Annotated in this window: 24 protein-coding genes; 20 read left to right on the plus strand and 4 right to left on the minus strand. The window is 44.0% G+C overall.

Annotation, left to right across the window (positions count from 1 at the left end; all coding sequences use genetic code 11):
* The first annotated feature begins 143 nt into the window (after positions 1 to 143).
* The 3 genes from hslV (at position 144) to H3U82_RS05110 (ending at position 2,746) form a co-directional block, all read left to right on the plus strand.
* Complete coding sequence (hslV, locus tag H3U82_RS05100) at positions 144 to 677, plus strand: ATP-dependent protease subunit HslV (protein ID WP_025330443.1); 534 nt, start codon at positions 144 to 146, stop codon at positions 675 to 677.
* A 57-nt stretch (positions 678 to 734) separates the two neighbouring features.
* Complete coding sequence (gene hslU, locus H3U82_RS05105) at positions 735 to 2,072, plus strand: ATP-dependent protease ATPase subunit HslU (RefSeq protein ID WP_198209523.1); 1,338 nt, start codon at positions 735 to 737, stop codon at positions 2,070 to 2,072.
* An 86-nt stretch (positions 2,073 to 2,158) separates the two neighbouring features.
* Complete coding sequence (locus H3U82_RS05110) at positions 2,159 to 2,746, plus strand: biotin transporter BioY (RefSeq protein ID WP_198209525.1); 588 nt, start codon at positions 2,159 to 2,161, stop codon at positions 2,744 to 2,746.
* Between the two features lie 104 nt (positions 2,747 to 2,850).
* On the opposite strand, the gene H3U82_RS05115 is transcribed toward H3U82_RS05110, so the two are convergent.
* Positions 2,851 to 3,189 carry a P-II family nitrogen regulator gene (locus H3U82_RS05115; protein ID WP_078475291.1) on the minus strand — a complete coding sequence of 113 codons (339 nt, stop codon included), beginning with the start codon at positions 3,187 to 3,189 and terminating at the stop codon, positions 2,851 to 2,853.
* A gap of 166 nt (positions 3,190 to 3,355) precedes the next feature.
* On the opposite strand from H3U82_RS05115, the gene purL reads away from it, so the two are divergent.
* The 16 genes from purL to H3U82_RS05195 all read left to right on the plus strand — a co-directional run bounded on the left by purL (position 3,356) and on the right by H3U82_RS05195 (position 21,599).
* Positions 3,356 to 7,291 (plus strand): phosphoribosylformylglycinamidine synthase, encoded by a 3,936-nt coding sequence (purL, locus tag H3U82_RS05120; protein ID WP_198209527.1) that lies wholly within the window; start codon positions 3,356 to 3,358, stop codon positions 7,289 to 7,291.
* A 19-nt stretch (positions 7,292 to 7,310) separates the two neighbouring features.
* Complete coding sequence (gene luxS / locus H3U82_RS05125; RefSeq protein ID WP_174833152.1) at positions 7,311 to 7,817, plus strand: S-ribosylhomocysteine lyase; 507 nt, start codon at positions 7,311 to 7,313, stop codon at positions 7,815 to 7,817.
* A 386-nt stretch (positions 7,818 to 8,203) separates the two neighbouring features.
* A complete protein-coding gene (gene nrdA / locus H3U82_RS05130) occupies positions 8,204 to 10,483 on the plus strand; it encodes a class 1a ribonucleoside-diphosphate reductase subunit alpha (RefSeq protein WP_084551630.1) in 2,280 nt (759 codons plus the stop codon).
* 86 nt (positions 10,484 to 10,569) lie between these two features.
* Positions 10,570 to 11,703: a class Ia ribonucleoside-diphosphate reductase subunit beta gene (gene nrdB / locus H3U82_RS05135; protein ID WP_025330436.1), complete on the plus strand. Its 1,134-nt coding sequence runs from the start codon at positions 10,570 to 10,572 to the stop codon at positions 11,701 to 11,703.
* A 55-nt stretch (positions 11,704 to 11,758) separates the two neighbouring features.
* Complete coding sequence (gene yfaE / locus H3U82_RS05140) at positions 11,759 to 12,070, plus strand: class I ribonucleotide reductase maintenance protein YfaE (protein ID WP_025330435.1); 312 nt, start codon at positions 11,759 to 11,761, stop codon at positions 12,068 to 12,070.
* A gap of 79 nt (positions 12,071 to 12,149) precedes the next feature.
* On the plus strand, positions 12,150 to 12,881 hold the full coding sequence (gene pdxJ, locus H3U82_RS05145; RefSeq protein WP_084563445.1) for a pyridoxine 5'-phosphate synthase: 732 nt from the start codon (positions 12,150 to 12,152) through the stop codon (positions 12,879 to 12,881).
* Positions 12,882 to 12,910: 29 nt separating this feature from the next.
* Positions 12,911 to 13,297, plus strand: a complete 387-nt coding sequence (acpS, locus tag H3U82_RS05150; RefSeq protein ID WP_025330433.1) for a holo-ACP synthase — start codon at positions 12,911 to 12,913, stop codon at positions 13,295 to 13,297.
* Positions 13,294 to 14,085, plus strand: a complete 792-nt coding sequence (locus H3U82_RS05155) for an NUDIX domain-containing protein (RefSeq protein ID WP_198209529.1) — start codon at positions 13,294 to 13,296, stop codon at positions 14,083 to 14,085. Before acpS ends, H3U82_RS05155 begins: the two co-directional genes overlap by 4 nt.
* A gap of 87 nt (positions 14,086 to 14,172) precedes the next feature.
* Positions 14,173 to 14,613, plus strand: coding sequence for a hypothetical protein (locus tag H3U82_RS05160; RefSeq protein WP_078475298.1), 441 nt, complete (start codon positions 14,173 to 14,175; stop codon positions 14,611 to 14,613).
* An 89-nt stretch (positions 14,614 to 14,702) separates the two neighbouring features.
* A complete protein-coding gene (locus H3U82_RS05165) occupies positions 14,703 to 15,008 on the plus strand; it encodes an accessory factor UbiK family protein (protein ID WP_078475299.1) in 306 nt (101 codons plus the stop codon).
* Positions 15,009 to 15,019: 11 nt separating this feature from the next.
* Positions 15,020 to 16,516, plus strand: a complete 1,497-nt coding sequence (locus H3U82_RS05170) for a YifB family Mg chelatase-like AAA ATPase (protein ID WP_198209531.1) — start codon at positions 15,020 to 15,022, stop codon at positions 16,514 to 16,516.
* Between the two features lie 104 nt (positions 16,517 to 16,620).
* Positions 16,621 to 17,325 carry an SPOR domain-containing protein gene (locus tag H3U82_RS05175; protein ID WP_198209533.1) on the plus strand — a complete coding sequence of 235 codons (705 nt, stop codon included), beginning with the start codon at positions 16,621 to 16,623 and terminating at the stop codon, positions 17,323 to 17,325.
* A 29-nt stretch (positions 17,326 to 17,354) separates the two neighbouring features.
* Positions 17,355 to 18,050: a thiol:disulfide interchange protein DsbA/DsbL gene (locus tag H3U82_RS05180; RefSeq protein WP_078475302.1), complete on the plus strand. Its 696-nt coding sequence runs from the start codon at positions 17,355 to 17,357 to the stop codon at positions 18,048 to 18,050.
* 98 nt (positions 18,051 to 18,148) lie between these two features.
* Entirely contained in the window at positions 18,149 to 18,967 is an 819-nt protein-coding gene (locus tag H3U82_RS05185; protein ID WP_037394066.1) for an undecaprenyl-diphosphate phosphatase, read from the plus strand.
* A gap of 151 nt (positions 18,968 to 19,118) precedes the next feature.
* Positions 19,119 to 20,270 carry an ATP phosphoribosyltransferase regulatory subunit gene (locus tag H3U82_RS05190; RefSeq protein WP_100125313.1) on the plus strand — a complete coding sequence of 384 codons (1,152 nt, stop codon included), beginning with the start codon at positions 19,119 to 19,121 and terminating at the stop codon, positions 20,268 to 20,270.
* 36 nt (positions 20,271 to 20,306) lie between these two features.
* Positions 20,307 to 21,599: an adenylosuccinate synthase gene (locus H3U82_RS05195; RefSeq protein ID WP_100125312.1), complete on the plus strand. Its 1,293-nt coding sequence runs from the start codon at positions 20,307 to 20,309 to the stop codon at positions 21,597 to 21,599.
* 135 nt (positions 21,600 to 21,734) lie between these two features.
* Here the strand turns inward: H3U82_RS05195 and H3U82_RS05200 are convergent, their stop codons facing one another.
* Positions 21,735 to 22,877: a D-alanyl-D-alanine carboxypeptidase family protein gene (locus H3U82_RS05200; RefSeq protein ID WP_232336107.1), complete on the minus strand. Its 1,143-nt coding sequence runs from the start codon at positions 22,875 to 22,877 to the stop codon at positions 21,735 to 21,737.
* A 199-nt stretch (positions 22,878 to 23,076) separates the two neighbouring features.
* Here H3U82_RS05200 and ilvA point away from each other — a divergent pair, with 199 nt between their 5' ends.
* Positions 23,077 to 24,609: a threonine ammonia-lyase, biosynthetic gene (ilvA, locus tag H3U82_RS05205; RefSeq protein WP_198209535.1), complete on the plus strand. Its 1,533-nt coding sequence runs from the start codon at positions 23,077 to 23,079 to the stop codon at positions 24,607 to 24,609.
* Positions 24,610 to 24,769: 160 nt separating this feature from the next.
* Here the strand turns inward: ilvA and recR are convergent, their stop codons facing one another.
* The gene (gene recR, locus H3U82_RS05210; RefSeq protein WP_198209537.1) at positions 24,770 to 25,375 is read right to left on the minus strand and encodes a recombination mediator RecR; all 606 of its coding nucleotides are present in this window, start codon (positions 25,373 to 25,375) and stop codon (positions 24,770 to 24,772) included.
* 383 nt (positions 25,376 to 25,758) lie between these two features.
* Positions 25,759 to 26,100 carry a YbaB/EbfC family nucleoid-associated protein gene (locus tag H3U82_RS05215; RefSeq protein ID WP_025330421.1) on the minus strand — a complete coding sequence of 114 codons (342 nt, stop codon included), beginning with the start codon at positions 26,098 to 26,100 and terminating at the stop codon, positions 25,759 to 25,761.
* Between the last annotated feature and the right edge of the window lie 11 nt (positions 26,101 to 26,111).

A 26,111-nucleotide genomic window follows, 5' to 3' on the forward strand; every position in this document is an offset into this window, starting at 1 on the left:
TAGCCAGTCGGAGTAACAGACAAATTCTAATAAATCAGAATAAATCATGGTTTAACTTGAAAGCAGTAATAACTGCCCTTATTTAAATGCAGTTATTTTCTCCGGCAGCTATCCGGCTGCTGGTCAGCAAAGGATCACGAGACATGCAACAATTCGACGGTACAACCATTATTTCCGTTCGCCGCGGTGAAAACGTCGCCATCGGTGGAGATGGTCAAGTGACACTGGGTAATACCATTATTAAAGGGACTGCACGCAAAGTGCGCAAACTGTATAACAATCAGGTGCTGGCGGGTTTTGCCGGTGGTACCGCCGATGCATTTACCCTGATAGAACTATTTGAAAGTAAATTGCAAAAACATCAGGGTAAACTGATGCTGGCTGCAATTGAGCTGGCTAAAGAATGGCGTACCGATCGCGCATTACGCCGTCTGGAAGCAATGTTAATTGTGGCAGATAAAAAAAACACACTGGTAATTACCGGAAATGGTGATGTGCTCGAACCGGAACAAAGCATTGCAGCTATTGGTTCCGGTGGTGCTTTTGCCCAATCGGCAGCACGTGCATTAATGGAAAATACCGAGCTTGAACCGGCTGAGGTAGTTAAAAAGTCCCTCGAGATTGCCGGTGACATCTGCATTTACACAAATCAGAGCCACACTATTGAAACCTTGTAATTTTATTGGCCGTTTAATTTGTATTTTAAAACGGTCATATCTCAAGATTGGAACAAGATGAGTACATCTGTAATGACCCCGAGCGAAATCGTTCATGAATTAGATAATCATATTATCGGGCAAACCCAGGCTAAACGTGCAGTAGCAGTAGCGCTGAGAAACCGCTATCGCCGCAGTCGCGTTGCCGAACCCTTACAAAGCGAAATCGTTCCGAAAAATATTCTGATGATCGGGCCTACTGGTGTAGGTAAAACTGAAATAGCCCGCAGACTTGCCCGTCTGGCCAACGCACCTTTTATTAAGGTAGAAGCTACCAAATTTACTGAAGTAGGCTATGTAGGCCGTGATGTTGACAGTATTATTCGCGATTTGATTGAAATTGCCCTGAAAAACATTCGTAACCAGACAATCGCTAAAAACCGCGACCGTGCTCAGGATGCCGCAGAAAACCGTATTCTGGATGCTCTGCTGCCTCCGCCACGCAGTGTCGGTTTTGCTGGTGAGCCACAGGAAGCTCAACCGGAAAATCATACCCGGCAGAAATTCCGTCAGATGCTGCGTAAAGGCGAGCTTGACGATAAGGAAATCGAGATTGAGGTTGCCGCTAATCCTTCTCCGACCATGTCTGTTATGGGTCCTCCAGGAATGGAAGACTTTACGAATCAATTGCAAGATATGTTCAGCAGCATGGGGCATGGTAAAACCAAAGCTCAGAAAATGAAAGTAAACGCTGCCATGAAATTACTGCTGGATGAAGAAGCAGCTAAACTGGTAAGCGAAGAAGAATTACGTGAACAGGCAATTAAGTCAGTTGAACAAAATGGCATCGTATTTTTGGATGAAATCGATAAAATTGCTACTGACAGCAGTCGCCATGGCGGAGATGTTTCACGTCAGGGTGTGCAGCGTGATTTACTGCCGCTGGTTGAAGGGACAACTGTACAAACCAAGTATGGCATGATTAAAACTGATCATGTTTTATTTATTGCATCTGGCGCATTTCATCTTAATCGACCTAGTGATCTAATCCCTGAATTACAGGGGCGCTTTCCGATTCGTGTTGAACTGGATAATCTGAGTGTAGACGACTTTAAAGCCATTCTGACAACGACCCATGCTAATTTGACTGAACAGTACTCCGCTTTACTGGCTACTGATGATGTCAATCTGCAATTTACTGATGACGGCATTGCCCGTATTGCTGAAATCGCTTTTCAGGTTAATGAAAAAACTGAAAATATTGGTGCACGCCGATTACATACGGTTATGGAAAAATTACTTGAAGAAGTTTCCTTTGATGCGCCAGCCGGCGATATAACCATTGATGCAGCTTACGTTGATGCACGTTTACAGGATATAGCTGAACGTGAGGATCTGGCTCGTTACGTATTGTAATACTATATTCAAGCGGCTTCGGCCGCTATTTTATTAATTGCGAACCTCTTTTTTCTCCCTGATATTCAACTAAATATAACCAATCCATGACCTCAATTTTATCGCAAACCTATCAGCCTTATCTTTTGCAGCACTATAGGTTAACCCAGTGGTCGCACCAATTACTTGCAACTACATTAGCAGCATTATTAATGGCTATATCAGCCAATATAAGCATTCCTCTGCACCCCGTCCCTTTATCGCTGCAATCACTGGCAGTTTTACTGCTCGGTGCATTTTTAGGGCGAAAGCTCGCTGTATTAGCCTTACTTGAATATTTGCTGCTCGGCGCCTGCGGTCTGCCCTTTTTTGCGGGCGGGCATGGCGGAATAAATGTATTGGTATCAGCCTCTGCCGGTTATCTGTACGGTTTCATATTCAGTGCGTATATCGCCGGCTGGGCTGCTGAAAGAGGCTATGACCGACATTTTTTCAGCGGATTATGCGCCTTTGCACTTGCTCATCAGATTATATTTGTCTTTGGTGTTTTTTATCTGGCTTTTTATTTGCATACCAGTATTTATCATGCATTGCAATTAGGCTATCTGCCATTTGCCGGTTTTGATTTACTAAAATTTTTTATTGCTGCGGCTATTATGTTCACTCTGTGGCAATTTGGTAAAAAGCCAAGCTAATATCTTAAAGATAAGAAAACCGTACTAAAATATTGTACTAACATACTTGAGTTATGTTATTACTGCTATTCTCAGACGGTTTTCTATTTATTCTGACTATTTTTTTAAATTGCCGTATCGTCCCGCTCTCCAGTTCGAATACGAATAGCGCTTTCTACCGGCAATACAAAAATTTTACCATCTCCGATTTTGCCGGAATGAGCAGCGGCAATAATTACCTCAATCGCCTGTTCTACTCTGTCATCCGGTAATACCAGCTCAATTTTTACCTTGGGTAGAAAATCTACTGCATATTCAGCGCCGCGATAAATTTCTGTATGTCCTTTCTGCCGACCAAAACCTTTTACCTCAGACACAGTCATTCCGCTGAAACCTACATCAGACAAAGCTTCACGTACATCATCCAGCTTAAACGGTTTAACAATTGCTTCAATTTTTTTCATGCCGCCATGTTCCTTTTTACTGTATCTACAGTGCTAAAAACTACCATATCCTTATCTGAAACTCAAACTACCATGATTTAATAACATAAATTTAAGCAAAGCACTTATTTTTCGCGTAAAATTGCGTTTCAGCCAAAACCCACTACTAAAGTGAGCTACTCTCATCATGTCAGTTGTTCTGTCACTGTGCGGCGAGGCCGCACTATCCCCGTTTCGTATCGAAAAATTGTTACAGCAGGCAGCCAGATTACAACTGGATTGTAATATTCAGATCAACAGCGAATATCGCTATTTTGTGGCTTCAGCTACCGAACTTGATTCTGGTCAACAGCAAAAACTGCTTCAACTTTTACGTGCTACCCATCAGAACAGCAATACTCTGACAGGCACGCAATTATTGGTTACACCCCGTCTGGGCACTATTTCACCGTGGGCATCCAAAGCAACCGATATTGCTCACAATTGCGGACTAAACGTAATTGAGCGCATTGAGCGCGGCATCCTGTATTCATTTTCGCGCGAGCTTAGTCAGCAGGAACAGGATAGCTGGCAAACCATACTACACGACCGCATGACAGAAAGTGTACTAACTGCTGTAGCGGACGCTACACAACTGTTTCACACAACTGCGGCAAAAAGTTTTACCAGTATTGACATACTGGCAAATGGCAAAACCGCTCTGCAAGCAGCTAACCAGCAAATGGGGCTGGCATTATCCGCAGATGAAATAGATTATCTGGTTGAAAATTATCAGCAACTGCAACGTAATCCTACCGATGTAGAACTGATGATGTTTGCTCAGGCAAACTCAGAACATTGTCGACACAAAATATTTAATGCCAAATTTATTGTTGATGATGAAGCCAAACCTGAATCTCTGTTTGGCATGATTCGGGCTACGCATCAGGCGCACCCTGAAGGTACACTGGTCGCTTACAAAGACAATTCATCAATCATTGCCGGGGCCAGTATAGAACGCTTTTACCCACAGGCAAATCAACAACAGAAATATCAATTCAGCACTGAAGAAACACATATTCTGATGAAGGTGGAAACCCATAACCACCCTACCGCTATCGCACCATTTGCCGGCGCTGCTACCGGTTCCGGCGGGGAAATCCGTGATGAAGGCGCTACAGGAAAAGGCGCACGTCCTAAAGCAGGTTTAAGCGGTTTCAGTGTTTCTAATCTATGTATTCCCGAATTTACTCAGCCATGGGAACAATATACAACTACACGTAATCAGTACGGTAAGCCAGCACATATTAGCAGTGCGCTGGATATCATGCTGGATGGCCCAATCGGTAGCGCGGCCTTTAATAATGAATTTGGTCGTCCTAATTTGCTCGGCTATTTCCGTACCTTTGAAGAATTATTCAGTGGTACTATGCGCGGCTTTCATAAACCTATTATGATTGCAGGCGGACTAGGTAATATACAGGCACAGCAGGTTTTCAAAGACAATATTCCCGCAGGTGCATTACTTATTCAGTTGGGCGGACCGGGCTTACTGATCGGTTTGGGTGGCGGAGCAGCCTCCAGCATGAGTACCGGAGCAAATCATGCTGATCTGGATTTCGACTCAGTACAGCGTGGTAATCCTGAAATTGAGCGGCGTGCACAGGAAGTTATTGACCGCTGCTGGCAACTTGGCTCAGAAAATCCGATTATATCCATTCATGATGTTGGTGCAGGTGGTTTATCTAACGCTTTTCCGGAGCTGGTCAACGATGCCGGCCGCGGGGCAATCTTTCAGTTACGCTGCATACCACTTGAAGAACATGGCCTTAATCCGTTGCAGATTTGGTGTAATGAAGCTCAGGAACGCTATGTTTTGGCAGTACAGCCTGAAAATCTGGAAATATTTCAGTCCATATGCCAGCGTGAACGTTGTCCGTTTGCTATTGTCGGCACAGCTACTAATGATGGCCAGCTGCAATTACATGATGAATTATTCAATAACAATCCGGTAGATATTCCTCTGGACGTGTTACTGGGCAAACCACCTAAAGTGACCCGTACAGATTCTGCCGTTATTGAAGAGATTCCTCCTTTTGACGGAAGTAAACTGGATATTCGTGAAAGTCTGTACAGAGTATTAGGTCTGCCTGCTGTAGCCAGCAAACAATTTCTGATTACTATTGGCGACCGCAGTGTTGGCGGCCTCACGCATCGCGATCAGATGATTGGAAGATATCAGACACCGGTTGCAGACGTTGCCGTAACCAAAATGGGCTTTAATACCTTACGTGGCGAAGCCATGAGTATGGGTGAAAAATCACCTGTAGCTTTATTTTCCGGTGCAGCCTCAGGGCGTATGGCAGTTGGTGAAGCATTAACCAATATTGCTGCCACAGACATCGGAGAAATGGGCAAAATTAAACTTTCTGCCAACTGGATGGCTGCCTGTGGTTTTGCCGGAGAAGATGCCCGTCTGTATGAGACTGTCAAAGCCGTATCCGAACTGTGCCAGAAACTGCAAATCAGTATACCTGTAGGCAAAGATTCATTATCAATGCAAACACGCTGGCATGATGCCGGTGAAGAAAAAAGGGTAGTTTCGCCTTTATCTGCTGTCATCACAGCCTTTGCACCGGTTCAGAATGTGCTCAACACTGTGACACCTGAGCTACAGAATATTGCAGATACTACCCTGCTGGCCATTGACCTCGGTCAGGGATACAGCCGAATGGGTGGCAGTGCCTTGCAGCAGGTATGGAAAAATCTATGCGGCTTAGCTCCGGATATCAGCAATCCCGAAATCATTTCTAAATTTTTCACCCTTATTCAATCATTGATTCAGGAAAATAAAATTCTGGCCTATCATGACCGCAGTGATGGCGGATTGGTAGTAACACTGGCTGAAATGATGTTTGCTGCCCATATCGGGGTGACTATTGATATTGCATCTCTCATCCGGCAAACCAATAAGCACAGCCAGAATCAGAAGCTGCAAGATGCCGCTGTACGCAGTCTGTTTACAGAAGAGCTTGGTGCGGTTATTCAGGTACACAATGATGACCTTGCCGGCATTCAGAATGCTTTTGCCTCTGCCGGCATGGCTGAAACTTTACATGTGCTTGGTCACATCAATACAACTGACCGGTTAATGGTTCAGCATGGTAATACTGTTTTACTCAATGAAAACCGGGTTGAATTGCAAAAGAGCTGGAGTGAAACCAGCTATCAAATGCAACGCTTACGCGATAATCCTTGCTGTGCAGACAGTGAATTTGCCTTACTGGAGCAGGAACAGCTGTCAGAATTATTTGCCAGCCTGAGCTTTAACCCGGCAGAAGATATTGCTTTACCTTATATTCATCGACATCAACAGCCTAAAGTTGCCATTCTTCGTGAACAGGGCGTCAACGGACAATTAGAAATGGCAGCTGCATTTACCCGCGCTAATTTCGAAACTTACGATGTTCACATGAGTGATTTACTAAGCGGACGGGTTAAATTAAGTGATTTTCAACTGCTGGCTGCCTGTGGCGGATTCAGCTATGGTGATGTACTGGGCGCCGGAGAAGGATGGGCAAAAAGTATTCTGTTTAATGAACAGCTGCGACAACAGTTTGCAGAATTCTTTGACAGACAGGATACCCTGACACTAGGCGTGTGTAACGGCTGCCAGATGCTCAGTAATCTGGCTGAAATCATCCCGGGTACAGATAACTGGCCACGCTTTCGGCGCAATATTTCCGAACAGTTTGAAGCTCGCCTGAGTATGGTCACTATTCCGGCTTCCTCATCATTAATTCTGGCTGATATGGTCGGCAGTAGTTTACCGGTAGTAGTGAGTCATGGAGAAGGACGTGCAGATTTTGCTCACCTGACCAATGAAACCATACCGGCAGATCTTTCTGTTGCGCTCCAGTATGTTGATGGTCAAAATCAGGTAACGGATATATATCCGCTCAACCCGAATGGCTCTCCGGCCGGTATTGCCGGTGTCAGCAGTACGGATGGTCGCGTCACCATTATGATGCCGCATCCTGAACGGGTATTCCAGACAGCGCAAATGAGCTGGGCTCCGCGTGACTGGCCGGAAATGTCCGGCTGGTACCGTCTGTTTGCCAATGCACGAAAAATTTTAAACTGATAATTGCGAGGGAATCATCATGCCATTACTCGACAGTTTTACTGTAGACCATACCCGTATGCATGCTCCGGCGGTACGTGTGGCTAAGAATATGACCACACCCAAAGGAGATGACATTACTGTATTTGATTTACGCTTCTGCAAACCGAATCAGACTATACTGCCTGAAAAAGGCATGCATACTCTTGAGCATTTGTTTGCCGGATTCATGCGCGACCATCTTAACAGTGATCAAGTAGAAATTATTGATATCTCACCAATGGGCTGCCGCACCGGTTTTTATATGAGTCTAATCGGAACACCTGATGAAGCAACTGTGGCCAAAGCCTGGGCGGAATCTATGCAGGATGTGCTTGCGGTAACTGATCAGAGCCGCATACCTGAACTTAACCGCTATCAGTGTGGCAGCTATACCATGCATTCACTCGAAGAAGCCAAGTCCATTGCCCGAACAGTTCTTGAAAGTCAGATTAGTATCAATTACAACAATGACTTAAAACTAGATGAGTCACTATTGCAACACTAGATACTAATCGTTGTCATTGCTGCCTGAAATTAAACGAAGCTGTGCTGAGCTTATATTTTAGGCAGTTTTTCTTTTTTCCTGTAAATGTAGATATATACAGCATAAACTTATCCCCTGATATAAAAAAACTAATAAAACAAAAAAATTAATAATTTTTTTTACAATTTTATTCAAATTGAGACAAATCAAAGCAAACTACTTGTCAATCAACAAAAATCATTACTTCACTTAACCCAACCATTATCAAGAAGCGGATATAGTCAGTTTTGACAAGTCTTTTTTTTAAAGCAAAAAACCAGTATATTGTGTCTGGAATAACAGTTGACCACTACATTTTGTGTTGGCACTGTTTTTTTCTGCGTTAATTATGCTAGAAAGAATAACTCATGAATGCGGTTGCCAACCTTAAAGTAACCAAACGTAATGGTAGTTTGGAAGACATCAATCTGGATAAAATTCATCAGGTCGTTACCTGGGCTGCAGAAGGCCTGGATAATGTATCCGTATCTCAGGTCGAAATGCGCTCACACATTCAATTTTATAATGGTATTCGTACTGACGATATTCACGAAACCATTATTAAAGCAGCAGCCGACCTGATTTCCACAGAAACACCGGATTATCAGTATCTGGCAGCCCGCTTAGCTATCTTTCATCTGCGTAAAATTGCTTTCGGCCAGTTTGAGCCGCCTCACCTGTATGATCATGTGAGTAAGCTGACAGAATCAGGTAAGTACGATAAACATATTTTAGAAGATTATTCTCGTGCTGAATTTGATGAACTGAATGACTGCATCGAACATAACCGTGATTTAACTTTCTCATATGCTGCAGTTAAACAGCTGGAAGGCAAATATCTGGTTCAGAACCGTGTTACCAAACAAATTTTTGAAAGTCCGCAGTTTTTATACATGCTGGTAGCAATGTGCCTGTTCGCCCGTTACCCTCAGGCTACAAGACTGACTTATGTAAAAAAATTCTATCATGCCATCAGTACTTTTAAAATTTCCCTGCCAACACCAATTATGTCAGGTGTTCGCACCCCGACCCGTCAGTTTTCTTCATGCGTACTGATTGAATGTGATGATAGTCTTGATAGCATCAATGCAACTACCAGTGCAATTGTGAAGTATGTATCTCAGCGCGCAGGCATTGGCATTAATGCTGGCCGGATCCGTGCACTGGGCAGCGAAATCCGTGGCGGAGAGGCACAGCATACAGGCTGTATTCCATTTTATAAGATGTTTCAGGCAGCTGTGAAATCCTGCTCACAAGGCGGTGTCCGCGGTGGTGCTGCTACCCTGTTCTATCCTTTGTGGCATCTGGAAGTAGAAAATCTGCTGGTACTGAAAAACAACCGTGGAGTTGAAGAAAACCGCGTACGACATCTTGACTACGGTGTACAAATTAATCGCCTGCTGTATACCCGCCTAATTAAAGGTGAAAATATCAGTCTGTTTTCGCCTTCAGATGTCCCGGGGTTATATGATGCATTTTTTGCTGATCAGGACGAATTCGAACGTCTTTATGTTTTATACGAAAAAGACAACAGCATCAACCGCCGCAGTATTCCGGCCGTGGATTTATTTTCATTATTAATGCAGGAACGTGCCGGTACCGGACGCATTTACATTCAGAATGTCGACCATTGTAATACCCATAGCCCGTTTGACCCGAAATTGGCTCCGGTTCGTCAGTCAAATCTGTGTCTGGAAATTGCTTTACCTACCCGTCCGTTAAATGACATTAAAGACCCTGAGGGAGAAATAGCTCTCTGTACCCTTTCAGCATTTAATCTGGGTGCACTGGAAAGTCTGGAAGAACTCGAAGAACTGGCCGAGCTGGCTACCCGTGCTTTGGACGCTTTACTGGATTATCAGAACTACCCTATCAAAGCAGCTGAACTGGCTACCATGAACCGGCGGACATTAGGTATCGGTGTCATTAACTTTGCATACTATCTGGCTAAAAATGGCGTTAAATACAGTGATGGTTCTGCCATAAACCTTACCCACCGGACTTTTGAAGCCATTCAGTATTATCTGCTGAAAGCTTCTGTCAAACTGGCACAGGAACTGGGAGCATGCCCTAAATTCAGCGATACTACTTATGCTCAGGGTTTATTACCGATTGATACATACAAAAAAGATCTGGATAAAATCTGTCAGGAACCTCTGCATCTGGACTGGGAATCATTGCGTGCCGATATAGTTAAACACGGTCTGCGCAATTCCACTCTGACGGCACTTATGCCATCAGAAACATCCAGCCAGATTGCCAATGCTACAAACGGTATTGAACCACCGCGTGGGCTGGTATCGGTGAAGGCGTCCAAAGATGGTATTCTTAAACAGGTAGTACCGGAATTCGAACGTCTGCACAACCAGTATGAATTGCTCTGGGATATGCCGAATAATGAAGGTTATCTGCATTTAGTCGGTATTATGCAGAAATTTATCGACCAGTCGATATCTGCCAATACCAATTACGATCCGCAGCGTTTTGAAGGACAAAAAGTCCCGATGAAGCAATTAATCAAAGATTTGCTGACCGCCTATAAATTTGGTCTGAAAACTTTGTATTACCAGAATACCCGTGATGGTGCCGATGATATGCAAACCAGTATTCAGGATGACGGTTGCGCCAGCGGTGCTTGCAAAATCTGATTAAACAAGGGTGCATCAGCACCCTTATCTCCTTTTTCTACATTAATTAAATAAAGAGTATCGCCATGGCCTGTGAACATCTGTCTATGAATTACAGTACATTCTGTCAAAAACCGAATAATGCCCTGACAGAACCGATGTTCTTCGGACAGCCGGTTAATGTAGCCCGTTATGACCAGCAGAAATTTGATATATTCGAAAAACTGATTGAAAAACAGCTTTCATTCTTCTGGCGCCCTGAAGAAGTAGATGTATCGCGTGATCGCATCGATTATGCCAATTTACCAGAGCATGAAAAGCATATTTTTATCAGTAATCTGAAATATCAGACTCTGCTTGATTCCATTCAGGGGCGCAGTCCTAATGTTGCCTTACTGCCTCTGGTATCTATTCCTGAGTTGGAAACATGGATTGAAACATGGTCTTTTTCTGAAACCATTCATTCACGCAGTTACACTCACATTATCCGCAATATCGTGAATGATCCTTCGGTTGTGTTTGATGATATTGTACAAAACAAGCACATTATTGCCCGTGCTGAAGAAATTGCCTGTTACTACGATGATTTAATCGAATATACCCAGTACTACAACTTACTGGGCGTAGGTGAACATGAGATTAACGGTAAAACCATTGTAATCAATTTACATGAGCTGAAGAAAAAGCTGTATCTGTGCCTGATGTGTGTCAATGTACTGGAAGCAATCCGCTTTTATGTTTCATTTGCATGCTCCTTTGCTTTTGCTGAGCGCGAACTGATGGAAGGCAATGCCAAAATCATCAAACTGATTGCCCGTGATGAAGCTTTACACCTCACAGGTACCCAGCAAATGCTTAACCTGATGCGTACCGGTGCAGATGATCCGGAAATGGCGGTGATAGCGGCTGAAACAGAAGAGGAATGTTTCCGGCTTTTCCGTCGTGCTGCCATACAGGAAAAAGACTGGGCAGAATATTTATTTAAAGACGGATCCATGATTGGTCTGAACAAAGATATTCTTGGTCAGTATGTCGAATATATCACCAATCTGCGTATGCAGGCTGTAGGCTTACCGCCGGCTTTTGAACACGCCAAACAAAATCCTATTCCGTGGATTAATGCATGGTTGTCTTCCGACAATGTTCAGGTAGCACCACAAGAAGTAGAAGTCAGCTCATATCTGGTTGGTCAGATTGATGCCGAACTTAATGAAGACGACTTAAGCGATTTTGAACTTTAAAATTTCTGTCTGAACTCAGTTTTCAACAAAATCTACCGGAGCAGCTTCAGCTAAAATGAGCTTAATCACCACCTGCGACAAAACATTCACTCTTCAGCAGGATGAAACCCTGCTGGAAGGTCTGGAACGTACCGGACATGAAGTTGAATATCAGTGTCGCAGCGGTTATTGTGGTTCATGCCGGCTCAAACTGCTATCCGGGCAGGTCAGTTATGCAGAACAGCCGCTGGCCTTTATCGCCCCGGGAGAGATACTTCCCTGCTGCTGTCAGGTAAAAACCGATTTGCATCTGGTCTGCCATCTTCGAACCGATACACCGGAACACAATCCAGACCTTTTTGACAACGATTTATTTGCAGATAAATAAAGTTAAACCGGTTATCTTTACCGCCGGAAAAAGATAAAGTATCGTGACATCCATTTAACTCAGCACTAGGTAAAAACTTATGTTACTTGGCGTAAACATAGATCATGTAGCAACAGTACGTAACGCTCGCGGCAGTATCTATCCCAGCCCGCTGGAAGCAGCACTGCTTGCCGAAACACATGGTGCCGATCTGATTACCATGCATTTACGTGAAGATCGCCGCCATATTCATGATGCTGATGTATTTGCCGTAAAAAATGCCATCAGCACCCGTCTTAATCTGGAAATGGCACTTACCCCGGAAATGCTTGACAACGCTCTGGCTGTTCAGCCTGCCGACGTATGTATCGTACCGGAAAAAAGACAGGAAATTACCACAGAAGGCGGACTGGATGTTCTGTCACAACAGGATAAAGTAGCAGAATATGTCCAGAAACTGACAGCTGCGGGGATACGCGTATCACTGTTTATTGATGCTGATAGCCGGCAGATACAGGCCTGTCAGGAAGTCGGTGCACCAGTTATTGAGCTGCATACCGGTGCTTATGCTGATGCACCTGAAATGCATCAGCGCCGGCAGCAGCTGGCACGAATCGAAGAAGCAGCTCATCAGGCCAGTGAAATGGGCATAATTGTTAATGCCGGCCATGGTCTGAATATTCACAATGTCACCCCTATTGCTAAAATTCTGGCTATAAACGAACTGAATATTGGTCATGCCCTGATTGCTCAGGCTATTTTCATCGGCTTACCACAAGCCATTGAACAAATGAAGACCACTATTTTCCGTGCACGCAGCCTTCCTTATTAACCTAACCTTTTACCAGCAAAAGGAACAACATGATTTACGGCATAGGTACAGATTTAGTTAAAATTGAACGTATTGCCAAAATGTGTAAAACCTATGGTGCTAATGCCGTAGCAGCAAAAATGCTGTCACGGATTGAAGCACTAGAGTGGCCTTCAGCCAATCATCCTGTACAGTTTCTGGCCAAACGCTTTGCCGCTAAAGAAGCTTTTGCCAAAGCTGTCCATACCGGTCTGCGCAGTCCGGTGACCCTACGCAATATCGGAATTGGTCATAATGAACTGGGCCGGCCTGAATTTATTGTTGAAAAGCCATTAGCACAATGGCTCAAACAAAAAAACATTGGCCGTATCCATCTGAGTCTCACAGATGAAGACGACTACATAGTGGCTTTTGCTGTAGCAGAGTATGCTAAATGACGCAGGATAATCTCATCGAAGTAGTTGCCGGTGTCCTTTATAACCAGCGCGGTGAATTTCTGCTTAGTTCACGTCCGGCAGGTAAAGCATATGCGGGGTACTGGGAATTTGCAGGCGGTAAAGTAGAATCAGGGGAAAGTCCGCTGGCGGCATTGCAGCGGGAATTTGCCGAAGAACTAGGCATAACCGTTAATTCAGCTACACCATGGATAATCAAAACTCATCGTTACGAACATGCCCACGTACATTTGCAATTTTATCGCATTGCAGCCGATCAGTGGCAGGGACAACTAACTGCACGAGAACAGCAAAGCTGGAGCTGGCAGCAGCCAGGTTGTCTTACTGTTACCCCCATATTACCTGCTAATGCACCTATTCTGGCCGCATTAGCCATTCCTGCTCATATGAGCGGAAATTTAAATACAGGTTTTCATACCGCGGCAAAGCAGGAACCTGCCTTAAAAATATACCCTTATCACTCAGGAATAGCAGCAGGATCAATTATTTACACACCAGCAGATCAGCTACAGCAACTGGCGAATCTGCATCCTGTCAGCGCCATCTGGGCTATATGTCATAACAGTGAAGAGTGGCTACAGGCACAAGCAGCTGCAGCGATAATCTGGCCGGTTGGCCAGCATGAAGATATTCAGCTGCTGCTTCATCTGCTGCATAATCAGCCTTCCTCTGTACCCGTTATGGTTTTACAGCAAACAAACGCTCAGCTCATCGCACAGCCAGACTGGATGACTCTGGGTGTTCATGGCATCATACTGGAACAACAATAATAAGTATTACAACCTCTGTGTATTCACGACCACCTGTACTGCAATTACCAGATAATTTTTCTTAATTTATATTGGTCAGCTAATCTTATGAATCAGCCCGCAAAAAAATCAACTGCTGTTATCATCGGACTACTTATTTTTATCATAGCTGTTCCGCTTATTATTGGCATAGTTTTCTGGCATAACACCCGTACCGATGCTTTGAGCACACTCAGTAACTGTAATGTCCGTACCGGCTGCATATTACCCGGAGGAGCTGTCATTCAATTTACGCCTCCGGCAGATATCACTAAACCTTTTGATATCAGCATGCGTAAAGTACCTGCTTCTGTAAAACGAATCAGCATACATTTCACCATGCGCAATATGAGTCTGGGTTTTAATCGTACCGACTTCAAACCGCAGGGACAGGGGGTATGGACAGCTTACCGTGCCGTATTGCCCGTATGTGTTGACGAACGTAATGACTTTCTTGGTGATTTAACTGTTGACGGCAAGCATTACAATATTGTGTTCACTGCACCGTAAACAGCACAGCATATAAGCATTGCATCTCAGACTGTTTCACCCGTACAATCACAGACATTGATTACCTTGCCATTAAAAGGATTCAGGTCATGATCAGCAAAAAATTTTTTGAAGACATCAGCGATAAACTCGGCGATACCATCAGTAACAGTCCCATTAAAGATATGGAAAAAAATGTTAAATCCATGCTTGGCAGTGCTTTTAACCGGATGGATTTGATTACACGTGAAGAATTCGATATTCAGCAACAGGTTTTACTAAAAACCCGGGAAAAACTGGCTGAGCTGGAAAGCAGAGTGATCGCGCTGGAAGCGTTGTTAGCACAAAATAATAACAACCATGAAACCACCGATCCGGTCGCTCCGACAGATAATCATACTGATTTGTCTGACTAAGGAATTACGCCATGTCATGGGCAGTTGTTTATAGTCGTGCTCTGGCTGGCATGGCAGCACCACTCGTAGAGGTAGAAGCTCATCTGGCCAACGGCTTACCTGCATTCAGCATTGTTGGTCTGCCGGATACAGAAGTTAAAGAAAGCAGAGATCGGGTAAGAGCGGCTATTATTCAGTCCGGTTTTGACTTTCCGGCTAAAAAAATTACCGTTAATCTGGCACCTGCTGATTTACCCAAAGAATCAGGCCGGTTTGATTTACCGATAGCTATCGGCATACTGGCAGCATCCGGTCAGATTGATGGTACTAATCTGGATCAGTATGAACTGGCCGGAGAACTTGGCCTGTCCGGTCAGATCAGGCCTATCCGCGGGGCTATCGCCATGGCAGAAGCAGCCAGACAGCACCAGCGTTCATTTATTCTGCCCTCAGATAATGCTTTTCAGACTGCACTGTTACCTGATGCGCATGTATATGGCGCTGATACATTATTGGCAGTAGCAGCTCATCTTAATCAGGATCAACCACTTTCCCCTGTTGATGTACAACATATACAACAACAACCTGATGAAACAAACTATCCTGATATGGCCGATGTCCGCGGGCAGCAAACAGCCAGACTGGCACTGGAGATCGCCGCAGCCGGCGGTCACAGCATCCTCATGTCCGGACCGCCTGGAACCGGTAAATCTATGCTGGCACAGCGCCTACCCGGTATCTTACCGCCACTTACAGCCAAAGAACTCGTCAGTGTCTGGTCATTACAGTCACTGTTGCCTCACGGACAGCAAAAATACCGCCTGAACCGGCCATTTCGCTCGCCCCATCATAGTACTTCAGCTGTTGCTCTGGTAGGTGGCGGTTCCGATCCCCGACCTGGTGAAATTTCACTGGCACATCATGGTATTTTATTTTTGGACGAACTGCCGGAATTCGACCGGAAAGTTCTTGAAGTTCTGCGAGAACCACTGGAAAGCGGAGAAATTCATATCTCACGCGCAGCACGTCAGGCTACTTATCCGGCTGAATTCCAGCTGATAGCAGCAATGAACCCCTGCCCTTGTGGTTATCTCGGACATCCTGTTAAACCATGTCGCTGTACACCCGAAGCCATAACCCGTTACCGTGATAAAATTTCCGGTCCGTTGCTTGACCGTATAGATTTGATCATTGAAGTGCCCAGTTTACCAGCCAGTGATCTGTTACAGCAGGCAAACGGCGAAAACAGCAGCAGTATTCGTGAGCGTGTCAGAACAGCACGCTCGCGCCAGTATCAGCGTCAGGGTAAAATCAATGCTCAACTGAGCAACCGTGAACTGGATGATATAGCCCGAATCACCCCTGAAGCCAAACAAACCCTGGCCAGTGTGATGGAAAAATTGTCGCTGTCAGCACGCAGTTTTCATCGTATTTTACGTATTGCACGTACATTAGCAGATATGAATGATATACATGATGTTGAAGCCAGTCACATTTTACGCGCCATAAGCTTCCGCCGTGCTTTATAATATCAGCAGAATTGAAATTGATAATGTTATCTATACAGATAACTTCCGGTTCTGAACAGAATTTGCCGTATATAATGCCAAACATAAAGGCTTTTAACATGCATATGTACACACCACTTCGTCAGGCAGGTAAGGGGCTTGTCAGCTTTATAATAGGTTTGCTTCTGGCAACCTTAATCATTGCCTGTATCCTGTTCTTCCTGAATAAAAGCAAATCAGATTTTAAAAATCCTGATAACCCCGCTGCTTCTGTTCCGCCACAACCGGAAATACTTACTCCGGCTAATAGTACAACAGCATCTTCCCAAATTTTCATTCCTGATACTCCTGCATCTTCAGGAACCACCGTTGAAACTCCGGAGACTATACCGGCTTCACAACCGGTCAATATGGGAGGGATTGAAAATGACATTACTATTGAACACACACCGACAACACAACCACCCATACCACATAAAACACCAGAAAAAACACCCAGAAAAGCACCCGCAGTCAGTCATACAGATATAACTCCGGAACAAATTCTGAATAACGGCAGTCTTGAAAAAGCTCAGCGTGCTGCAGCAAAGCAGCATAGTGAAGACAAAGTTTTTTTACAAATCGGTTCATATAACAACCGTACTGATGCTGATGCCCAGCGTGCCAAACTAGTGATGCTGGGAATTAACAGCAGCGTGCATAGTGCTAAAGTGAACGGTACAATCAAATATCGTGTTCAGACTGATAATCTGAGTCAGAATCAGGCAAAACAGATTAAACAAACTTTACAGCAGCACAATATCGACAGCCTGACCAGAACAGCATCCTGAGTCAGTCAGTTTCATAACAGGAAATTAACATGCTAAAAAAAATCATTACTACCATGGTGACAGCAATGGCTTTTGTCACTGGCATAGCACAGGCAGCAATAGTAAAAATAGATTATGATGTACTGGATAAACCCATTCCGCAACTGCATAAAGACAAAGTAGAAGTTCTGGAATTTTTTTCCTACAGCTGTGTCCACTGCTCACATCTTGAGCCATTTATGCTTAAAGAAATGCAGTCTTTTGCGCCTGATACCTATCTGCGTCCCGTTCATGTTGTCTGGGATGATGACGTTTATTTCAATCTTGCCCGTGTAGCTGCAGCAGTAAACAGTACCGGCATGAAATTACAGGCAGACCCATTAATCTTTGATGCTATTTTTAATAAACACATCGAATTATGGCAACCTAACGTATTCAATAAATGGGCAGTAGAACAGACTGCTTTTGACGGGCAAAAACTGGTAAAAGCCTATAACAGTCTGGAAAATTCAGCTACGGCCACCAGCATGCGTAAAATGGGCGAAAAATACAATATTACGTCAACACCCACTGTTATTGTAGGCGGCAAATACGTACTTAAATTTCCGAAAGGATTTGCAGCAGGAATGAAAACAATGAATGAACTAATTGAAAAAGTACGCAATGAAAATAGCGCACATGCTGCAAGCACACGTAAACTACCCAAAAGCATAGGTGCCTCACTAGCAGCCTCTGCCAATCGATAGACTCTGGTCTTCGATCAAAACAATAGTGTGTTTAACCTTAAACACACTATTGTTTTGTATAAATTTCATGGCTTAAATACACAAATACAGTAAATAAAATGGATATTGTCTTGTTTTTAAAAGCCCTGATTCTGGGCATTGTAGAAGGTTTGACCGAATTTCTGCCTGTTTCCAGTACCGGACATCTGATAGTAGTCGGTAATCTGCTGAAATTTGAGACTACAGGTGAAGTATTCGACATTACGATTCAGCTTGGTGCAATTCTTGCCATTGTTTTTGAATATAAACACCGATTTGCTCATATCATTACCCATATTGGTAAAGAACCGGCTACCAACCGCTTTGTTCTCAATCTGGCTATAGCCTTTATTCCCGCTGCCATCATGGGCTTACTGTTCAGTGAACAAATCAAGCATTATCTGTTTAATCCAATTACTGTTGCTACGGCACTTGTAATAGGCGGTTTACTGATTCTCTGGATTGAAAAACGTCAGAGCCGTACCGAACCAAAAGTTAAAACTGTTGAGGACATGCGGCCTCGCGATGCACTTATCGTCGGACTGGCGCAAATTCTGGCATTAATTCCCGGTACATCTCGTTCTGGAAGTACAATTATGGGCGGCATGCTTTGGGGAATTGAGCGCAAAGCAGCAACAGAGTTTTCTTTTTTTCTGGCCGTACCAGTAATGATTGCTGCCACCGGTTACGACATGCTTAAACATCTACATGAATTTACCCGGGATGATCTATTGCTGATTGCAATTGGTTTTGTTGCCGCATTTCTTTCTGCTCTGGTTGCAGTGAAAGCTTTATTGCGTTTTGTTGCCCATAAAAATTATATTCCTTTCGCGTGGTACCGAATTGTATTTGGCGGTATCATTTTAGTTACCTGGGCTACAGGCTGGGTAAAATGGTAATCAGAATCTAATTGTCTCTGGTATAAAAACGTTAAATTGTGATAAAGTGATATTTTAAAAGACCTCAGGCACAGCATTCAGCTGCCTTTCCACGTCCACGTCACACTGTTCCGTCAGGGTCAGTGTGGCTTGTATTTTGTGAGGAATCCCAATGCAGTCTTGGCAATTGCCCGAATATATTGCCGACATTCTACCTTCAGCGGCGCGCCAGCTTGAAAGCGCCAAAGAACAGCTGTTAGCACTTTATCGCGTCCATGGCTACGAACTTGTCAGCCCCCCTTTACTTGAATACAGCCAGTCCTTACTTACCCGTATTGATGAAGGGCTGTCACTAAAAACCATCCGTGTTGTCGATCAGCTTAGTGGCCGGCAGCTTGGTCTGCGCGCAGATATCACACCCCAGGTTGCCCGTATAGATGCTCATCTGCTGTCAGCCAATAGCGGGATTAACCGATTGTGTTACGCCGGTCCGGTTTTACATGCACGACCTGACGGCTTTTTAAGTACCCGGGAGCCTTTACAGATCGGCGCTGAATTATATGGATATGCGGGTATCGAAGCCGATATCGAACTTATTGATTTAATGCTCAAAAGCCTGGCCATTGTCAAAGTACCCAAACCAACACTTTCACTTGGACATATCGGTATTTTTCATACACTGGCTAATGCTGCCAGCCTGACTACACAACAAGCGGCAACTTTATTACAGCTGATGCAGGCTAAAGATGCAGCCGCAGTTCAGCAGTGTGTACAACAATGGCAGCTTTCTGAGCAGTGGATTAAAGCTTTCGTCGCTTTACCTGCATTATATGGAACCCAGACAGTATTGCAGACTGCCGCAGACTGTCTGCCAGACCTGCCGGAAATAAGTGAAGCATTACAGCAGCTCCGGCAAATCTGCACAGCATTTGCAAACCATAATATATTTATTGATTTAAGTGAATTGCGGGTAGACAACTACCATACCGGATTGCTGTTTGCCGCCTATAGCGAAGACTGGCCGGACGCACTGGCACGAGGCGGACGTTATAATGGTCTGGGTAAATATTTTGGCCGTAACCGCCCTGCTTCCGGTTTTAGTTTTGATTTACGTGATTTAATCGGGCATCTGCCTCCGGTAGAAAAACTGCGCGGCATAAAAGTCAGCGTACAAGATGCCTCTGCTGCAAAAACCGAAATAGAGCAACTGCGTTCAGCCGGTGAGTGTGTCATTATTGATTACACTCCCGAATGTAACGATATCAGAGGATGCGACCGCCAGCTGGTATGGCAAAACCAACATTGGCAGCTGATTCCTTTGTAGCAATAATTAACCCTTAGTATGAGCAGGTAAAACCATATGGCAAAAAACGTCGTTGTTGTCGGCACCCAGTGGGGTGATGAAGGCAAAGGTAAAATTGTAGACTGGCTGACTGAACGTGCCTCCGGCGTGGTACGTTATCAGGGCGGACATAATGCAGGGCATACTCTGGTGGTCAATGGCAAAAAAACTGTTTTGCGTCTGATTCCCAGTGGTATTTTACATACAGGTAAACGTTGTTTTATTGGTTCTGGCGTTGTCGTATCACCAGAAGCTCTGCTTAGCGAAATGGCTGAATTACAGCAGGCTGGTATTGATGTAATCAAACAATTAACTATTGCACCGACCTGTCCCTTAATTCTTCCCTATCATATCGCTCTGGATCATGCCCGTGAAGCAGCTAAAGGCGATAAGAAAATCGGTACGACCGGTCGCGGTATCGGACCTGCATATGAAGACAAGATTGCCCGGCGTGCAGTTCGTATTATGGATTTATTCCATCCTGATGTTTTACAGCAGAAAATTAAAGATGCAGTAGCCATTTATAACTGCCAGCTTACCGGCCTGTATGGTCAGGAAGCACTTGATGCTGAAAAAATTTACCAGCAGACTCTGGAACTGGCCGATCAGATAAAACCAATGGTCGGAGATGTTTCCCGTGAACTGAACGACATGAATGCCCGTGGTGAATCCTTGCTGTTCGAAGGTGCTCAGGGTACTTTCCTTGATATTGATTACGGTACCTATCCTTTCGTTACTTCCTCTAACTGCATTGCCGGAGCGGCAGCTGTCGGTTCTGGTGTAGGACCGACTAAACTTGATTACGTACTGGGTATTGTCAAAGCATACACAACACGAGTTGGTTCCGGACCATTCCCGACCGAACTTTTTGATAGTGTGGGTGAAGGTCTGGCAGAACGCGGCAATGAATTTGGTGCAGTAACCGGACGTCCGCGCCGCTGCGGCTGGTTTGATGCTGCTCTGATGAAACGGTCTATCCAGGTCAATGGTATTTCCGGCTTATGTTTAACTAAACTGGATGTTATGGATGGCATGGATAGCATCAATATTTGTGTCGGTTATGATTATAACGGGCAAAAAATAGATATTTTGCCTTGTGGTTCCGACGCCGTTTCTGCCTGTACGCCTATTTATGAAACAATGCCGGGCTGGCAGGAAAGCACTTTTGGTCTGAAATCATACGACGCACTACCAGACAATGCTAAAGCCTATCTGAAACGTATTGAAGAAATTTGCGGTGCTCCGATTGCCATGATTTCTACCGGTCCTGATCGGGAAGAAACTATTCTGCTCCGTCATCCATATGAATAACTGAAATTAAAAATAAACCCATCAGCTGATGGGTTTATTTTTAAAACAAATCAATCAATTCAGCACATATTACCTTTAAACTGATTAATTAGTCGCTTAGATAAATGCTTATCACTCAAAAAACAGCCGGCTTTATCAGTTAAAAAGATTATGCCACCACATGGCGATACCATCCAGCCAGCGACCAAACCCGCTTGCTTCGCCCACATTCTCCAGTGCCACAACATTCTGTCGGGCAATTTCCTGTTTACCTGACAGAAATTTTAAAGTTCCGATATTCTGACCTTTGTACACCGGTGCTACCACTGGTTGAACAGCTTCCAGCTCTACAGATAATTGTTTAGCACTACCAGAAGGTAAAGTGACATAAGCATCACTTAAAAAACCTGCTGCTACTTTCCTGTGTGCACCTTTATAAACAGTAATATCACTTACTTTATGTCCGGCCGGATATAATCTGACCGTATTAAAATTAGTCAGAGCCCAGCTTAATAATTTACTTCCCTCTGCTGCTCTGGCCTCACTACTGTCAGTTCCTACCAGTACAGCTACAATTTTGCGTTCATTGCGTTTACTGCTTACAACCAAATTGTAGCCACCATGTATAGTATAGCCGACTGCCAGACCATCTACCTGATCATCTCTGAATAGGAGCAAATTACGGTTTAACTGAGTAACACCATTATAAGCAAAAGATTTTTTAGCAAACCAGCTCTGATATTGCGGAAAATCGCGCACCAAAGCCTGAGCCAGCAGCAGCAGATCCCCCACACTGCTATATTGTCCCTCTGCCGGTAATCCGGTGCAATTGACAAAATTGGTATTTGTCAGTCCCATTTTTTGCGCCTCAGCATTCATCTTGCGCACAAATGCTTTTTCGTTTCCGCTCACAGCCTCAGCCAGCGTAATTGCTGCATCGTTAGCTGAGATAACCAGCATACCCTGCACAACGGTTTCCACATTTACCGGAACACCCTGCTGTAAAAACATCCGGCTACCGTCTGCCTGCCAGCCGGTAGCGGAAACTTTCAGCGGTTGCTGCGCTTTCAGTTTACCCGTATGCAAAGCATCTAATACCAGATAAGCTGTCATTAGCTTTGTCAGTGCTGCCGGTTCAATCCGGGCATCCTTATCACGGCTAGCCAGAACTGTACCACTTTGCTGATCTGCCACTGCATATGCAGCAGCATTAATTTCAGGCATAGTTACAGCATGTGCCGGTAGCAAAACACCCATCAGCACAGCTGTAATGAACCAGCGAAAAAAATTTCTCATCATTTCTATTATCAAATTTAAATCTGAATTAACCGCGATTAACTACTTCCATAACCGCTTATTATAAACAGTAGTCTGCACAAGAGAAGCAATATTGGCAAATTTACTTGCATAAAAAAAACAGCCGCGTTATCGTTAAATTTTGATTAATTCAGTTAAGCAGATAATCTGCAAAATAAAATCAGTCTTTTCATTCTACATTATGAACAATCACACAAACTACCTTACCCGCATTCTTACTGCCGCAGTATATGATGTGGCCATTGAAACACCCTTGGATTATGCTGCTAATCTGTCAGATCGACTCAACAATCACATCTGGCTGAAACGGGAGGATTTACAACCAGTATTCTCTTTCAAAATCCGCGGGGCCTATAACAAAATGGCCAAACTAGATAAAAATGCCCTGAAAAAAGGTGTCATCACGGCCTCGGCCGGCAACCATGCTCAGGGCGTAGCGCTTTCAGCACAAAAACTGGGTTGTGAAGCAACTATCGTTATGCCACAAACCACACCACAAATTAAAATCGATGCTGTAAAAAAACGCGGTGGCAAAGTAGTACTAGCTGGTGAGTCCTATAATGATGCCTACAACCATGCTATGCAACTGGTTGCCCAAAGTGGCCTCACATATATTCCACCGTTTGATGATCCGGATGTCATTGCCGGACAGGGTACCATCGGTATGGAAATATTACGTCAGCATCCGAAACCTATTGATGCTGTATTTGTTGCTATTGGTGGCGGCGGGTTGGCTGCAGGAGTGGCGGCGTACATTAAAAATGTACGTCCGGAGGTCAAAGTAATCGGCGTAGAAACTGAAGATGCCTGTGCTATGAAGCAATCTATTGCTGCCGGCAAACGCATAGAACTTAAAGAAGTAGGTCTGTTTGCGGATGGTACTGCAGTTAAACTGGTAGGTGAAGAAACATTCACACTATGCAAAGACTTACTGGATGACATTATTATTGTAGATACCGATAGTATTTGTGCTGCAATTAAAGACATTTTCGATGATACCCGCAGTATTACTGAAACCTCCGGTGCACTGGCTCTTGCCGGATTAAAAGCCTATATTGCCCGGAATCAATGTCAGCATCAAAATCTAATCGCAGTAACCAGCGGTGCAAATATGAATTTCCATCAATTGCGCCACGTCTCTGAACGCTGTGAACTGACAGAGGGACATGAAGGAATTTTTGCGGTAACCATCCCGGAAAAACCCGGTAGCTTTCGTTTTTTCATTGATCTAATCGGTAACAGAAATATTACCGAATTCAATTATCGCTATGGTGATGACCAGAAAGCCCATATATTTGTTGGTATTCAAAGCAATGATACCGCTGATTTACAGACTATCGTACAGGAACTGAACAACAATGGTTTGCCGGCGCTGGATCTCACTCATAACGAAATGGCCAAACTGCATATCCGGTATATGGTAGGTGGTCGTACCAGCAAAGTGGCTAATGAACGTCTGATTAGTTTTGAATTTCCTGAGCGACCGGGTGCCCTGAGACGTTTTCTGATACATATGCAATCCGACTGGAACATTACTTTGTTTCATTATCGCAATCACGGAGCCGATTTCGGCCGCGTACTGGTTGGTTTGAATATTCCCCCGGCTGATACAGAAAAGTTTTATGCATTTCTGGATAATGTGGGTTATATCTATCAGGAACAAACTCACAATGCCGCTTATCAGCTATTTCTGAGCGAATCCCCCACCCCCTGATAATTAATCAGAAATACAACCACAAAACAACAGACAGAGTAATTGCTAAAATTACTCTGTCTGATTTCTTAAATGAATCTGTAACTGGCTTAATCTTTCCTAGTAATATTTTTATTCTCCATTCTGCAATTAAGCCGATTTTATCTGTAAATTATACTGTTTACTTTACATTACGGCGTTCATAAACAGCCTGAGCCAGAGTACCCGCATCTATGTATTCCAGTTCTGCTCCGAGTGGCATACCTCGCGCCAGACGCGTAACTTTTGCCGGAAACTCAGCCAGTAATTGTGCCAGCACATACGCAGTAGCATCTCCTTCAGCAGTAAAATTGGTAGCAATAATAATCTCATCTACTTCATGATGCTGTAATCGCGTTACCAGTTTATCCAAAGCAATGGCCTGCAAATCTGCTCCCTGAGCCGGACTAACCTGTCCCATCAATACAAAATACATACCATCATGGCAATGTGCTGATTCCATACTGGCTACATCCACCGGCATTTGTACTATCATTAATCGCCTAGTGTCACGCTGCTCATCAGAACAAATTGCACACAATTCACCTTCACAGAAAGTATTACATAAACGACAATGCTGTACCTGTAATAAAGCAGCTTGAATTGCTTCCACCAGCTCTTCTGCGCCCTGACGCTGGTGCTGTAATAATTCATAAGCTATGCGCTGCGCTGTTTTAGGGCCAACATTAGGCAATACTTTTAATGCATTGGTTAAGCGGCTAAATGCGTCCACTTGTTTTGTACTCATTCTTTACCTGTAACAAACTCTTAAGTCATACATAAAACCAGCCCGTTTTCACTGATTGACTGCCCGAAGCTATTCCATAAAAACTATAGACTATTTTATATAGCTCTCAGGTAATTAAACTCACATCAAACCAGAAGAAACGGAACTGGCTTCACCAACTCAGACAAAATATCTTTACCTTACCCAACCTAACATTTGTATACCATGTAAGATTACCATCAGACTAATCCGGATCACTTATCATACTGACTTCTGAACTTCAATATAACATTTTATCTGCTTAGTTTCATAACTAAGCAGAAAACAAAGGTTTTAATGATAACAACTTAAACTAAAAACAATAAAAAAGGGTAACGTAACCGTTACCTTTTTTATTGGCGTAATTATTTAAATAAATCTCCCATACCTGCTGGTAAATTCATACCCTGAGTAAACTGACTCATACGTTCTGAAGAAGTTGATTCAGCTTTACGTACAGCATCATTAACCGCAGCTGCAATCAAATCTTCCAGCATCTCTTTGTCATCAGCAGCATCTGCAAGCAAACTGTCATCAATATGGATACGTTTTACTCCATAGTGACAATTCATGGTTACCTTAACCATACCAGCCCCAGATTCACCTTCCACCTCTACATTAGCCAGATCAGCCTGCGCCTTTTTCATACGTTCCTGCATCTGTTGCGCCTGCTTCATCAAACCACCCAAACCTGCTTTTCCAAACATAATATTTTCCT

This window comes from Snodgrassella sp. W8132 (genome assembly GCF_016100865.1).
GTDB lineage: Bacteria > Pseudomonadota > Gammaproteobacteria > Burkholderiales > Neisseriaceae > Snodgrassella > Snodgrassella alvi.